The sequence below is a fragment of the Exiguobacterium sp. A1_3_1 genome (assembly GCF_048985645.1).
GTDB lineage: Bacteria > Bacillota > Bacilli > Exiguobacteriales > Exiguobacteriaceae > Exiguobacterium_A > Exiguobacterium_A indicum.
Window position 1 is genome coordinate 1 of the sequence record NZ_WBYY01000017.1, and the last position, 13,356, is coordinate 13,356.

The 13,356-nt window shown below is 45.6% G+C and carries 12 protein-coding genes; 4 read left to right on the forward strand and 8 right to left on the reverse strand.

Translation table 11 applies throughout. From position 1 onward, the window contains the following. The 5 genes from F8N00_RS03215 to F8N00_RS03235 form a co-directional block, all read right to left on the reverse strand. Window positions 1–343 (reverse strand): DEAD/DEAH box helicase (locus tag F8N00_RS03215; protein WP_421017778.1); only part of this gene is annotated, 343 nt, incomplete at its 3' end. A gap of 104 nt (window positions 344–447) precedes the next feature. Then, window positions 448–747 (reverse strand): DUF3817 domain-containing protein, encoded by a 300-nt coding sequence (locus tag F8N00_RS03220; protein WP_023469750.1) that lies wholly within the window; start codon window positions 745–747, stop codon window positions 448–450. 78 nt (window positions 748–825) lie between these two features. Beyond that, window positions 826–1,791, reverse strand: coding sequence for a ring-cleaving dioxygenase (locus tag F8N00_RS03225; RefSeq protein WP_023469751.1), 966 nt, complete (start codon window positions 1,789–1,791; stop codon window positions 826–828). 119 nt (window positions 1,792–1,910) lie between these two features. Continuing rightward, window positions 1,911–2,111, reverse strand: a complete 201-nt coding sequence (locus F8N00_RS03230; protein WP_023469752.1) for a cold-shock protein — start codon at window positions 2,109–2,111, stop codon at window positions 1,911–1,913. Between the two features lie 273 nt (window positions 2,112–2,384). After that, on the reverse strand, window positions 2,385–4,775 hold the full coding sequence (locus tag F8N00_RS03235) for an immune inhibitor A domain-containing protein (RefSeq protein WP_035395567.1): 2,391 nt from the start codon (window positions 4,773–4,775) through the stop codon (window positions 2,385–2,387). 256 nt (window positions 4,776–5,031) lie between these two features. Between F8N00_RS03235 and F8N00_RS03240 the strand changes: the two genes are divergently transcribed. From F8N00_RS03240 to F8N00_RS03250, 3 genes are all read left to right on the forward strand, one after another. Continuing rightward, window positions 5,032–6,519 (forward strand): HD-GYP domain-containing protein, encoded by a 1,488-nt coding sequence (locus F8N00_RS03240; RefSeq protein WP_055969624.1) that lies wholly within the window; start codon window positions 5,032–5,034, stop codon window positions 6,517–6,519. 19 nt (window positions 6,520–6,538) lie between these two features. Continuing rightward, a complete protein-coding gene (locus F8N00_RS03245; protein ID WP_023469755.1) occupies window positions 6,539–6,970 on the forward strand; it encodes a GyrI-like domain-containing protein in 432 nt (143 codons plus the stop codon). A gap of 173 nt (window positions 6,971–7,143) precedes the next feature. Further along, a complete protein-coding gene (locus tag F8N00_RS03250; protein WP_023469756.1) occupies window positions 7,144–8,640 on the forward strand; it encodes a M4 family metallopeptidase in 1,497 nt (498 codons plus the stop codon). Window positions 8,641–8,745: 105 nt separating this feature from the next. Here F8N00_RS03250 and F8N00_RS03255 read toward each other — a convergent pair whose 3' ends face one another. The 3 genes from F8N00_RS03255 to F8N00_RS03265 all read right to left on the reverse strand — a co-directional run bounded on the left by F8N00_RS03255 (window position 8,746) and on the right by F8N00_RS03265 (window position 11,560). After that, the gene (locus F8N00_RS03255; protein WP_035395562.1) at window positions 8,746–9,612 is read right to left on the reverse strand and encodes a hypothetical protein; all 867 of its coding nucleotides are present in this window, start codon (window positions 9,610–9,612) and stop codon (window positions 8,746–8,748) included. A gap of 68 nt (window positions 9,613–9,680) precedes the next feature. Beyond that, window positions 9,681–10,664 carry a YhdH/YhfP family quinone oxidoreductase gene (locus F8N00_RS03260; protein ID WP_075642898.1) on the reverse strand — a complete coding sequence of 328 codons (984 nt, stop codon included), beginning with the start codon at window positions 10,662–10,664 and terminating at the stop codon, window positions 9,681–9,683. A 128-nt stretch (window positions 10,665–10,792) separates the two neighbouring features. After that, on the reverse strand, window positions 10,793–11,560 hold the full coding sequence (locus F8N00_RS03265; RefSeq protein WP_075642897.1) for a hypothetical protein: 768 nt from the start codon (window positions 11,558–11,560) through the stop codon (window positions 10,793–10,795). A gap of 141 nt (window positions 11,561–11,701) precedes the next feature. Between F8N00_RS03265 and F8N00_RS03270 the strand changes: the two genes are divergently transcribed. Further along, the gene (locus F8N00_RS03270; RefSeq protein ID WP_075642896.1) at window positions 11,702–13,339 is read left to right on the forward strand and encodes a glycosyl hydrolase family 28-related protein; all 1,638 of its coding nucleotides are present in this window, start codon (window positions 11,702–11,704) and stop codon (window positions 13,337–13,339) included. Window positions 13,340–13,356: the final 17 nt, after the last annotated feature.

The window sequence follows — 13,356 nt, forward strand, 5'->3', positions numbered from 1 at the left end:
TCTGTTTAAAGACGTCTTGTCCACCGTATACAGCAAGCGCACGGTACTGTTCCGTGTTCCGAATCAGTTTATGCGTCTCATCGGCAATTTGACGCGCAAGTTCGCGTGTCGGTGCGACGATCAATGCTTGTACTGTTTGTGATTCGACATCGATTTGCTCAAGGATTGGCAAGAGAAACGCTAATGTCTTCCCTGTTCCCGTTTGCGCTTGACCAATCAAGTCGCGTCCGTCGAGTAATGACGGAATCGCCTGTTCTTGAATCGGTGTTGGTTCCTTGATGCCTTGTTTTTGTAATTTTTTTATCCACAGGTCACTGATGTGTAATGTTTCAAATGTTGACATGATATATCCTCCTAAAAATTATCCACAGAAAAAAGCTGTGGATAACCTGCTTCGCATAGACAAAAACAGTTATCCACAGCCGTGCTCTATTCAGTATACACAATTTACGCGTTTGTTGCTTCCTGTTTTAGCTTCCAGTCGAGCACGAACGTACCAAACGGGATGAATGATGCGATGAACGCAATCCCCGCTTTGACGATCGACCAATCGTATTTGAATTTCACGACCGCGAGCCAGAGTGCATACATGACGAACAAGACACCGTGAAGTGCACCCACGACCGAAACAGCTTGCGGAATATCCGCCATATACTTCAACGGCATCGCAATCAACAGTAAGACTAAAAACGAGATTCCTTCTAGTATCGCAATCATTCGGAATTGCCCAAGCGTAGTTCTTAACATCCCGTCACTCCTTTTTCTTGATTCCTGTTCTTAGTATACGGGATGGACGATCCTTCTGTGACCTGTGTCACAGGATTGTCAGATTTCAAGTGGACGTAACCGCGCTTCGATGGCAGCTCGCTTTGGTTCAAGAAATGGTGGTAACGCAAGCGTCTCCCCTAACGTTTCAACCGACTCATCCGTCGCGAATCCCGGTGTATCTGTCGAGAGTTCGAATAAGATATGGTTCGGTTCCCGGAAGTAAAGAGCTTGGAAATAGTGACGATCGACTTTACCAGAGTTCGGTAAGTGATAGGCATTCAGGCGTTCGACCCACTTTTCATATTCATCACTGTTCGGTACTCGGAACGCGACGTGATGGACGCCACCACGACCAAGACGTTCTCGGTCGAGATCTGGACGTGCCTCGATATGAACCTCTGCTCCGATACCACCTTCTCCCGTTGCATAGACTTCAATCGGTGCAAAGTCACCTGCTAAAGATGGATAAGAACCTACTTTTCGGAATCCCATGACTTCCGTCAGTACACGGATCGTCAACGTCGGATCGTTGACCGTCAATGTGACGGCTCCTAGTCCAACGATTGCATGCTCCGATGGAATTTCTTCTTGCGGCCATGGTACACCACCTGTGACACCTACCTCACCATCTTCTGCGACGAGAATCAAACGTGTTCCTTCCTGATCACGAAAGGCGAGTGTTCGACGCCCTGCTCGCTCGACGATTTCATCGTGATCCACACCTTTCGCTTCAAAACGTTGTTTCCAAAAATGAAGTGCAGCCGTTGTTTTGACACGAAGCGATGTCGAAGAGATACTCGATGCCCCCGGTACGCCCGTTCCAAGATGCGGAATATCAAAAAACGTCAAGTCCGTTCCTGGATTCCCTTCCGCATCTCCATAAAACAAATGATACGATGTCGTGTCATCTTGATTGACAGTCTTTTTGATCAGACGCATGCCAAGTATTTGTGTGTAGAATTGATAATTGCGTTCCGCCATGCCTGTTAAGATCGATACATGATGAATTCCGAGTAATTCCATCTTCCTCACTCCTTGTCAATGATTTGGTAATTGGAGTATATCTCACATTTATCTTGAATTCAAGATATTAGTCTAATAAAAAACCGCCCCTCCGAAAAGGGACGATTGAATAGTTGAAATTAAAGTTTTACGACGTTAGCAGCTTGTGCTCCACGTGCGCCTTCAGTGATTTCGAACTCAACTTCTTGACCTTCGTCAAGAGTTTTGAAGCCTTCACCAGTGATTGCTGAGAAATGTACGAATACGTCTTCTCCGCCTTCAACTTCGATGAAACCGAAACCTTTTTCTGCGTTAAACCATTTTACTTTACCTGTGTTCATGGGAACAACCTCCAAAAATAAATTACTTAATACATATGCTGGGCATATGAAAAGAATTCATTATTGTCCCGAAATACATGGAGCAACGAAAAGATTGTTCGTGACACGATGTGAATCCGTAATGACAATAACAATATTAAGCTAACGTAAGTATAGAATGGATGCGCTTTAAAAGTCAAGTTGTCAGACCAATGTTTTTCCAATTGATTCCACTTCTTCTACATAACTAAAACAAAAAACAGGTTCAGCCGAAACTGAACCTGTTCTTCTGTTTTAACGGTGGATCCAGACAGCTCCAGCAGAGTTATCTTTTGCTTCACCGATGACTTCAATCTTCAAACCATTGTTCGGGAGTAGTTTCCCTGCATCCGGAATCAACTGGTTGATATACGATTTCGAATCATCGAACTTTGTCACACCTGGGAGACCTTTATAATCGTATGTTCCACGTGATGGCGAATCAATCAACCATGCAGGTGCTTTATCAAAGCTAAACGCAGCATCTGCGATTTGGTAACGTGTGCTTCCTGTCGTGACCGGTTTACCATTGAGTGTTCCGACAATTGCTTCAGGATGTGAGTCAACGACTCCAAGGAATCCTTCACCTGGGTGAACACCTACCCAGTTATCGTCAAAGCTCGAATCACCGTACCAGACGACAAGCCCTGTGTTATACTTCACGCCGCGTGCATGCTCGAGTGCTTTATCCGAGCCTGCATAGTTACGCCATTCGAGGTAGTATGCGTTATCTGCGTAAGAGAAACCGTCTGATGCGACGAAACCGTCAAGCGTGAATTTCGGCGTACCTTCTGCATCATCTTCAAAGACGACTTTACCGTCAACCGTTAGCTTCGCGTTATCAAGTGCGAATCCATCTAGCGCAAGACCAGCGTCTCCGACGTAATCAAATTTCAATGTCACTTTTTTACCCGCGAATTCGCTGAGATCGTACGATTTATCTACCCATGCTCCTTTAGTAGAATCAGCGCGCTGATCTCCATCTGTATCTTCATCACCGATTGTATCGATGACTTTTGATTGTCCATCCGCCGTCGCTGTAACAGTCAAGAAGTCGTAGTTATATTCAATATCATACAATGTTTTGAAGTCGAACTTCGCTTCTTTCGCATTCGTCAAATCAAACTCCGGGGATGTCATGGATGTATGCAAGTCGTTCCCTTTTGTGCTGTAGTAATACTTTTTACCAAATGCCGGTGCGATGCCTTTTACCGGTTTTTTCGGTAAGTTGACTTTGATGATTCCTGGATTTTTCGATTTCGTGACGCTCTGATCGAGGTACGAAGCTGTTCCTAGCTTATCTAAGGAATCAAAATCAACTTGTTGGATATTCGCCCAGTTTCCACCCATCACATTTTGGAAGAACTCTTTGTTTTGTGGTGAGAAACTTGTTGGTTCTGTTCCGGCGATATTTCCGTTCCAGCTACCACCACTCATGATGGACCATGAAGCGACTGGTTCACCTTGACCCGTGTACTTCGTATCGTACTCATCAGGAAGTCCAAGATCATGACCAAATTCGTGCGCGAAGACACCAACCGCACCATCTTCAGGCTGCACCGTGTAATCATAAGCAGCCATTTTTCCACCCCAGTAATCAACACTTGCTGTCGTATTTGCTACCGGATGAACACCATCTAACGTCCAGCGGTGTGACCAGATTGCATCGTCACCAAGAGTACCGCCACCTGCTTCTTGTCCCGTACCCGCATGAATGATCATCAAGTGATCGACGAGACCATCTGGTTCGTTCAAGTCACCGTCTCCATCCATATCGTACTGGTCGAACTTATCGTAATCTGCTAAGTTAATGCCAGCTTTAACAGCTGCCGCTAACGAATCCTTGACGAGACCACGTGGTCCTTTTGATCCCGGTAAGTTATCGTTTCCACCAGCAGGATTATCTGAACCGTAATCCTTCGCTGTACCAGGAACCGTCAACCAGTTCGATACCGTACCATCGACTGAATAACTACCACCTGATTGTTCTTCATAGTATTGTTTGAACGTCTTTACTTTGTCACCATTGAAAAGTTCGAATTCTTTATCACCAAACATTAAATCTTGGTAATGTTTTTGATTGAAGTCATCTGAGTACATATATCCAGGTTCTTGAACGACGTTGTTGTGCTTGAAGTCGCTGTACTCGACGAGGAGGACAAGGACTTTATCCGTCCGTGTTGCACCGTTATAGGCTGCCTGTTTCGCTTTATCTACTTTGACGAAGCCGTTTGGATTGCCTTTTTTGTAGTTTCCGTGTTTTTTCTTCAATTGTTTAGCAAGTTTTTCCTTTTGCTTTGTTAAGAAGTCTTTTGTCTTCTTATCAAATGCTGCTTCTTTACTGGATTCATGATCATGATCGTGATCAGCAGCCGGTTTTCCGTTCGCCTTTTTGTCCAGATACTTTTGAACGGCTTGTTGTTTTGCTTCTGTTGAAGCTGCTTTTGAAATGACCCCACGTTTTTCAAGCACTTTTGCTAATCGATCCTGATCGACCGTGTTTAAATCCATCGGTGCACCAGGTGCTACTTTTTCGGCTGCTTGTACGGACGTTACCTGCCCACCAGGTAACACCGGACCAACAGCAAAAGCAGCTGCCGTAATTCCAGATAGAACGGCTAGACTAAGCTGTTTCTTTTTCCCCACGTGAATTGACCCCCTATGTAGTAGTGAAAAGCATGTGATTACTATACTTTTCTGAATATTCAAATCATAGGTTATTTTATTTCGTTAATCAATCGCTTTTAAGATAATTAGTTCTTTTCGACCATACCTATTTTTTGGAATTTAAATTAATCGGTTATTTTAAAAATCACTCTCCTTTTTTGTAAAAATGACCGGATTTCTTCTTTTGTTTCACGGTACGCTGAAATCACTCTGATGATTACATAAGGAGGATACAATGAGCGCTATAAAACGTTTTGAACGTCATTTGCTTAGAAACTATTTAATTGGTTCATTTGTCGCTGTGTTCGGCGTCGGATGTCTATTTATTTTTGAGACACTGACTTTTACCGGTACAGAACAACTCATTCTAATTGGTATCATGTTTTTTTCTGTTAGTTTAATGGTTTTATTAGAATATCTCGTCTACTCAAAGCATGTTCGCTCTTTACGATACTTCTTTCAAACTGACTTTCCTTCGCTGTCTTCTTTTCAAAATGCTTATCGGACAGCGCATCGGTTTCCGGTTCTGACAGTTCAGCGAATCATGGGACCACACTTCTTAGGTCTCTCGGTTCCTTCGTCACTTTTAACGGCACTCGCGATCTCTCAAGGATGGTTACGAATGCCGTACTATTTGATCGGTCTCGCCTGTTTTGGTGCTGTCCTCGTCGCAATTCTCCACGCTTTGATCGAGTTTTTTCTGACTTATCGTGTCACGGAGCAGATGCTACTTACTTTAGAGAAACATGCTCTTGATCGCAGATTCGATGTTCCGAAAAAAACGACGGTTGTCACGTTAAGACACAAGATGCTCATCAGCACCTTGATCATCGGCGTTTTTCCGGTCATGCTGTTCGTTCTCGCCTCAGCTGTACAACTAACGGAAAATGAGAGCCTTCGTTCCTACTGGAGTTGGGCGACACTCATCTTAGTCGTCATCTTGTCCGTCGCGACGTTTTGTAGTCTTCTTCTTTATGAAAACATCCGAAAGCCGATTGCGATTCTCCAGCAAGGGATTCAAGATGTCGAAAATAATCGACTCATCTCGTTACCGAATCCCTATTCTGATGAATTTTCTCATCTCGTCTCCGGCTTTAACCTGATGATGGAAGGAATCAAAAAACGCGATGAACAAAATGAGCAATTGCTCGATAGTCTGTTTACGTTATTTGCGGCAACACTCGATGCCCGGGATCCTTACACGGCCGGACACTCGCTTCGCGTTGCTGCCTATTCCGTCGAAATCGCTACTGCTGCAAACCTGCCGCACGAACAAATCGAGTTGTTACGTAAATCAGCGCTATTACATGATATCGGAAAGATTGGGATTCGAGATGATGTGTTGTTGAAAGAAGGACGCTTGACTGACGAAGAATTTCAGATCATCCAACAACATCCTGTCATCGGTGTGCACATTCTATCGCAAGTTCAGCTCCCAAAGACGTTACAACCGATTCTTCCTGGGGTAAAGTACCATCACGAACGCTACGACGGAAAGGGGTATCCGGAAGGTCTCGTAGGAGAAGACATTCCACTGTTCGGTCGAATCATGGCCATTGCCGATGCCTACGATGCGATGACATCCGATCGTCCCTATCGTAAGGGAATGCCTGTTGAGAAAGCTTTATCTATCTTAGAAGAAGGCATGGGTACACAATGGGATGCTACCTTTACGCGTCTTTTTCTAGACTTGAAACGTTCGCTAATCAAAGACGTGTCATAAATACGGAAAGGAGATTCTCATGCATCCGAAAATCGTGGAACGTCATGAATTTTATTTTGTTGGTCTTGGACTGACTTGCGAAGAAAACGAACTGCATACGTTGATGCCGGAACTCTGGCGTGAATTTTCAAGACGTTCACATGAGATTCCTGCAAAGCCAGATAGCTATCCGCTTGATATCTCACTCGAACGAAATGGAACCAAATACTCCCAATGTGTCGGGTATCCCGTCTCCTCACTCGATGGCATCCCAAAAGGAATGAAAGGTCACCGGATTCCAGCTGCGCGTTATGTCTTCTGGAAGCACGAAGGACCGGATATCGAAATTTGGAAATCATTCGAGAAAATCCAACGCTTTGCTTCAAAGCAAGGAATCGAGCTTGATCCACATGATTTTAAAATTGATGAGACCCGAGATGACGTCCACCATCTCTACCAACGCATTCGCTGAACCATTCTCTTGAATGGTTCTTTTTTCGTCTTGAAATATCTTTTACAGTTAATAATTCAGTCCAGGTACTACGGACTATATTCAGAAAATTCGATTTAATTCGAATGACTTATTCTCGCTTTCTTCATTCTTTGGCATAGTTAGACTCAACCCAAACAAGGAGGCGATTTATTTTGAAAAAGTTTCTCGCTACATCGCTTGTCGCAAGTGTACTTGTTGTTCCTACAGTCGTAGGTGCAGAAGGTCTTCAGTCTGGTAAACTCACGAAAGCTTCGTCAGAACCAGCTGCAACGATCGTTAAAGATTTCGTGAACAAAAAAGGTGACTTTGCTGTTCAGAACGTCGAAAAAGACGGATCTTCACAGATCGTACGTCTCCAACAAGAAGTGGATGGCGTCCCTGTCTTTGGTAGTGTCGTCGTCGGGAACGTCGCGAAAGACGGTACTTTGAAAGCAGTCGTAAACGATGCGATCAACGTTAAAGGAAAACCAGGTCTCGCGAAAAAAGCAACGCTCTCTGAAAAGAAAGCGATCAAGCTTTATCAAAAAGCAATCAAGGCTTCTAAATTCGAAGTCGCTCCAAAAGCAGAACTCGTCATCTATCCAGTAAAAGATGATGCTGTGTATGCATACAAAGTCACATCGACTGTCCTCGCGGGCAAAGAGCCATCACGTTGGACATACTTCATCGATGCGAACTCAGGTAAAGTACTTAACAAGTTTGACCAACTCGCTCACGCAACAGGTACGACAGTACTTGGTACAAGCGCAACATTCAATACGACGTTGAGCGGTTCAACGTACTATCTTCAAGATACGACGCGTGGTAAAGGTGTCTACACATACGACGCGAAAAACCGGACATCACTCCCAGGAACACTCTGGGCAGATGCAGATAACGTCTTTAACGCGACATATGACCGCGCTGCTGTCAGTGCACACGTCAACGCTGCAAAAACATATGATTTCTATAAAAACACATATGGTCGTAACAGTTACGACAACGCTGGTGCACGCTTGAACTCAACAGTTCACTATTCAACGAACTACAACAACGCATTCTGGGATGGCACGAAGATGGTCTATGGTGACGGAGATGGCACGACATTCGTCGCACTCTCGGGCGCACTTGACGTCGTCGCTCACGAATTGACACACGCTGTCACAGAATACACAGCTGGTCTCGTGTACCAAAACGAATCTGGTGCGATCAACGAAGCCGTTTCAGATATCATGGGTACAGTAGCTGAGTATACAGTCGGATCGAACTTCGACTGGCTCGTAGGAGAAGACATCTACACACCTGGAGTTAGCGGTGACGCACTCCGTTCGATGTCGAACCCAGCTGCTTACGGCGATCCTGATCACTACTCAAAACGTTACACAGGTACACAAGATAACGGTGGTGTCCATATCAACTCTGGTATCATCAACAAAGCTGCTTACCTCCTCGGTAACGGTGGAACGTTCTACAACGTATCTGTCACAGGAATCGGTGTACCGAAACTCGGTGCGATCTACTACCGTGCCCTCAACACGTACTTGACTCCGAACTCGAACTTCAGCTCACTCCGTGCAGCAGTCATTCAATCGGCAAAAGACCTCTACGGTTCAACAAGTGCGGAAGCAACAGCTGCAGCGAAATCATTTGATGCAGTAGGCGTCTACTAAGAAAATCTCCTCCCAAAGGATTTTCATATTTCCTCCCGAGTGTCGGACTCGGGAGGTTTTTTGCGCAAAAAAGACGGATTCGCTTGAAGCGAATCCGCCGTTCATTCATTCTTGTCCAGGATCACGCGCAAGACGTAGACGCATCTTGCCGTTGTCCGGGAACACTTTTAGTTGTAAGGATTCTCCCTCGTACCATGTACCATAGCTCGTATCGACGACGGGTTCACCTAGTGTCGATAATCCACCAGTCGACGCATTCGTCCAGTCGATTGCTTCAATGATTCCGTCCGAGACAACGAGCAGATATCCAGCATTCGAGAAGTAGTACGTATTGACGGCATCCTTTTGTGTATTACCGACGGCACCGTACTTCTTTTCGAATTCAGCGATCGGTTTTCCGAGATACTGCTCCGGCTTGTCGATCGGTTGGTTGGCGACTGCTTGTGAGAGCGCCGCAAGAACGGCTTTGTCTGATGTCCCTTTTGGTGCTTCTAAACGAACTTCACTTTCCGGTAAGTACCCTTCGATACTGTCATTGAGTTTGAGATGAACCATGCCGTCCTTCGCATCTAACACCTCATAGACATCACCTAAATCTGCTTTGTAGATGACACTACTACGACTCGCATCGCTATAGACATTCGCGAACGGACGTGTCACCCAAGCCGCTTGCGCATACTCTGCTGCTTTTTTCTTTGATTTTTTCTTTTCTTTTTTCGCTTCTTTTTTATCTTTCGACGCTGCTGTTTCTTTCTTCGACTCATCGTTTTTCGTTGCTTGATCGGTCGTTTTCGGCTTCTCGAGCGTCGATGTTGCTTGAGAGGCGTCGTTGTTCGTCAACATATATAACCAACCACCGACGATGAATACCGTCGCGAGAATACCACCAAAGGCAATCCCTCGACGATTTCGTTTTTGTTTCCGTCTTTCTCGACGCGACTGTCGTTCTTGTTCTTGTTGGTGTTCACTCATGTATGGTTCCTCCTGAAAAAGTCGACACAGTTTTTCCCCACTATACCACCAATGTTTACTCGAAATATTTAAATTTCGATGACAGTTCGACCACGATGACGTGAAGTCAGCAAGGCTTCTGCGACTTCAGGTAAGTCGTTTAGTGTTTTGACGTCGACTTCTGACGCAAGATCGACCTGCCAGTCACTCGCTAAACGTTGCCATAGCTCTTCGCGATAGGTAATTGGTGTTTGCACCGCATCGATTCCGATCAAGCGGACGCCACGTAGGATGAAAGGATAAACTGTCAACGTCATTTCTGCCCCACCGACGTTCCCACACGTCGTGACGACACCACCATATTGTACGAAGCGAATGACGGACGCGAGCAATGGTCCCCCTACCGTATCAATGACACCGGCATAAAGCCCCTTTTTTAGAGGACGATCGGTTTCTTCTAGGAACGTAGCACGATCTAGTACCTCAGCCACTCCCTTTTCAAGCAACCGTTCTTGTTCTACTCGTTTTCCGGTCACGGCATGTACCGTGTACCCTAAGCGAATCAGTAAAGCAATCGCAATCGTACTAACGCCACCCGTCGCTCCCGTCACGAGGATCGGTCCTGCATCCTTCGAGACGATTCGCGATAATTCATCAACCGATTGCGCTGCCGTCAATCCAGCCGTTCCATATTGCATCGCTTCTAATGGATGAATGGATTCTGGAAGTCGCGTCACCCAATCGGCTGGTACACGTATGTATTCTTGAAATCCGCCCGAAGTGTTCATCCCGAAATCAAAGCCATTGACGACGACGGCTTGACCGGTTTGAAATCGTTCATCTGTCGTTTGTTCGATGTATCCTGCTGCGTCAACGCCCGGTGTATGCGGATAGGATTTCGTCACCCCACGATTACCCGACATCGATAAAGCATCCTTATAGTTGACGCATGAGTGCGTGACACGAATCAGGACGTCTCCTTCTGGTAAATCATCGACGTTCTTTGTCTCGATGTTCCCCTCATACGATCCGTCGACTTCTCGGACGACGAATGCTGAAAAAGTGTGTTCCATGATCTCTCTCCTTTCGCTTGTGCTTCTCTATACCCTGTTGTTTCCATCGACACACTAAAAATCCCTGCCGTTTTTCAAAGAAGCGACAGGGATTGAGGATCATATACAACAGCAAGTCTTGAGCGTTTTCAATCAAACTGATGCATAAATGCTCCGAATTCTCCCTGAATCGTTTGCTTGTCCCTCTCCGATAACGTAGTAGCTTTTTCTGTGTATCGTTCTAAGAGATAGGCTTTTATTAAGAGATGAGAAGGTTGAAATCCGATACGCAGGAACCATTCCTGAAACGTCTCTGTATCATGCCGCTGTAAACGGACCGGTAGGATCTGATTGAACTGGATGAGCTGTTTGCGAATCCAGGCATCTGGTAGATCGATTTGTTCCTCTGTCAAAATAAAGTCATTATGGGGAGGCTGTACTTGGAGGTCAGTTTTTATCAGTTCTTCATTGTGCTTCTTGGTCTTTCGACGTTTCCGCCAAACGATATAGCTTATGATGAATAGAGGGAGAACAAGCAAGCTCACCAGTAACATCGATGAGGGCGCTCCCCCTTTTCCATTCATACCTCTCTTAGCATTTTTAACCCCTACAACGACCACCTTACTCTTTTTCGGTTTAAGATCTTTCTGCTTTTTCGGCTTTTCGTTCGTGTCCCAAACACGCAAATCTTCATCATTTTTTATCTTCTTTTTCGGCAACCACGAAAGAAAAGGAATGTTTAACAATTTTCCATTTTTATTGCAGTTCGGTTTACATGATCTATTCATTTCGATTCCAGACGTCTGAACCGCTTTTGGCTTCATTGCTTGAAAAGCCGCTTCTGTCAGTGGCTTACCGATTCCTAAGATTAGCAAAATCAGTCCGATACCAATTACGAGTCGTTTTCGAAGTGACATCAGAAGACCCCCTCTTTTAAATACCATTATAATCCATATTAAAAATTTTTGTGTATTTTTATGGATGTCTTGAAACGAGGAATGATTGTGTAAGGAGAGGGGAAAAGGTAGACAGACCTATTCAGAGAGGGGAACCATTTCATGTTAAAACTCGATCACACGCATGATCCGTATCAAAATGCGGCGTTGATTCAGGAATACGTTGAAACGTCAACCAACGAACAAGCAGTTCGACAAGCGGAGCAACTGCTACACGATAGTGCATTCATTGCACCACGACGCAATCCTAACCTCAGTCGAACGCTTCGTTCGATGATTTCACCATTATTTTTGACGAACCGTGATAAACATATTCTACCGCTGACACCCGCTTTCGTAACACCAAGCGATGAGGTTCGACCAAGTTGGTTCGGTCGTCTCAATCATGAGTTCGAACGTTTGATCAGCGATGTCGAAACCGTCGATGTTACTGCTTTTGGCGCAGTCGGTGATGGACAGACGGATGATACACAAGCGTTCATCGACGCGCTTGGTGATGGACATCGACAAGTCCATGTCCCGGTCGGTACGTACGTCGTTCAGGGGATTCGCTTACCTAGTTACACGATCTTAACGGGGGCAGGCAAAGGGAAGACAATCTTAAAGATGCACGATAAGGCACCAAAAGGCCGTCGTCTCGTGACGAATCAAAATTATCTTCTCGGCAATCATCATCTTCTTGTCGAGAAAATGACGCTCGATTGGAACATCAAACGCATCGGTGACGCGAAAAAAAGTAGCACATGGGGCAACCACTCCAGTTGTCTCACATATGCGCATGTCACCTATGCCTGGGTCTTTGATGTCGAGGCCGTCAACCCGGGGCTTCACTGTTTCGATATCTCGACGCCCTATTACAATTACAACGGGGACGGCGCCCGCGCGAACTTAAGTAGTTCATTCATCTGGTTCGACGGATTGACCGGTTCCGGATTCGGCGATGACGGAATCACGACGCACCACAGTGACCATCTTTTCATCTCGAACTGCTTCATGCATGACCCAAGTGGACGTGCCCATGCAGAAGGCTTCTCCAATTCAAATGGAATCGAGATCGATGACGGATCACGCGACGTCTGGTTGTTCAACAACGCAACAAGTCGGTGTTTCGGTGGACTCGAAATCAAGGCACATGCGACCTCTTCTGCTGCCTCAACCGTCAAAATCGTCGGTCACCTATCGATTGATGATCATCGTGCCTTTAACTTCCGACATATCGGACACCATCAAGCAAGTGATCCGACGTCTCAGACGGCTTACAATATCATCGCAACGCGCTTGATCGCTCAAACTCCTCAGTATACGGAGTTATATGCGAATTCAAAACCGCGCGCACTCGTCGTTTCCGCTTACCGTAACGTCGTCATACATGATTTTACGGTGCTCGGTGATCCGTATTATGACTATCAAGAACAACCGATGATCGGAATTCAATATAAGGCACGAAACGTCACGCTCAGTCAGTTGAAGATGAGCGGATTCCGTCAAGCGAAAACGGACATCCAAATCTTTGGTGGAGAAAACGGGGCTGAGGATATACGCCTTCGTGATATTCGGATCGAGGATTCCGCTAAACACGGAATTACGATCGGTCCAGACATCACGCATGTCAAGCTGACGAACGTGGCATTAAAAGGAGACGGAACAGTTGGCTTAAACGCTAAATCGGAACCGGAAATGGAACGATTCATCGCGACCGGATTCAAAGTACCGATTCGCGCCCAGTCGACACAAGTATGAACAAAATGACAGGATGG

What these genes read in the sequence shown, in the direction of transcription:
- F8N00_RS03220 (WP_023469750.1), bottom strand. Translation starts at nt 747, where the DNA reads ATGTTAAGAACTACGCTTGGGCAATTCCGAATGATTGCGATACTAGAA.
- F8N00_RS03225 (WP_023469751.1), bottom strand. Translation starts at nt 1,791, where the DNA reads ATGGAATTACTCGGAATTCATCATGTATCGATCTTAACAGGCATGGCG.
- F8N00_RS03230 (WP_023469752.1), bottom strand. Translation starts at nt 2,111, where the DNA reads ATGAACACAGGTAAAGTAAAATGGTTTAACGCAGAAAAAGGTTTCGGT.
- F8N00_RS03240 (WP_055969624.1), top strand. Translation starts at nt 5,032, where the DNA reads ATGAGCGCTATAAAACGTTTTGAACGTCATTTGCTTAGAAACTATTTA.
- F8N00_RS03245 (WP_023469755.1), top strand. Translation starts at nt 6,539, where the DNA reads ATGCATCCGAAAATCGTGGAACGTCATGAATTTTATTTTGTTGGTCTT.
- F8N00_RS03255 (WP_035395562.1), bottom strand. Translation starts at nt 9,612, where the DNA reads ATGAGTGAACACCAACAAGAACAAGAACGACAGTCGCGTCGAGAAAGA.
- F8N00_RS03260 (WP_075642898.1), bottom strand. Translation starts at nt 10,664, where the DNA reads ATGGAACACACTTTTTCAGCATTCGTCGTCCGAGAAGTCGACGGATCG.
- F8N00_RS03265 (WP_075642897.1), bottom strand. Translation starts at nt 11,560, where the DNA reads ATGTCACTTCGAAAACGACTCGTAATTGGTATCGGACTGATTTTGCTA.
- F8N00_RS03270 (WP_075642896.1), top strand. Translation starts at nt 11,702, where the DNA reads ATGTTAAAACTCGATCACACGCATGATCCGTATCAAAATGCGGCGTTG.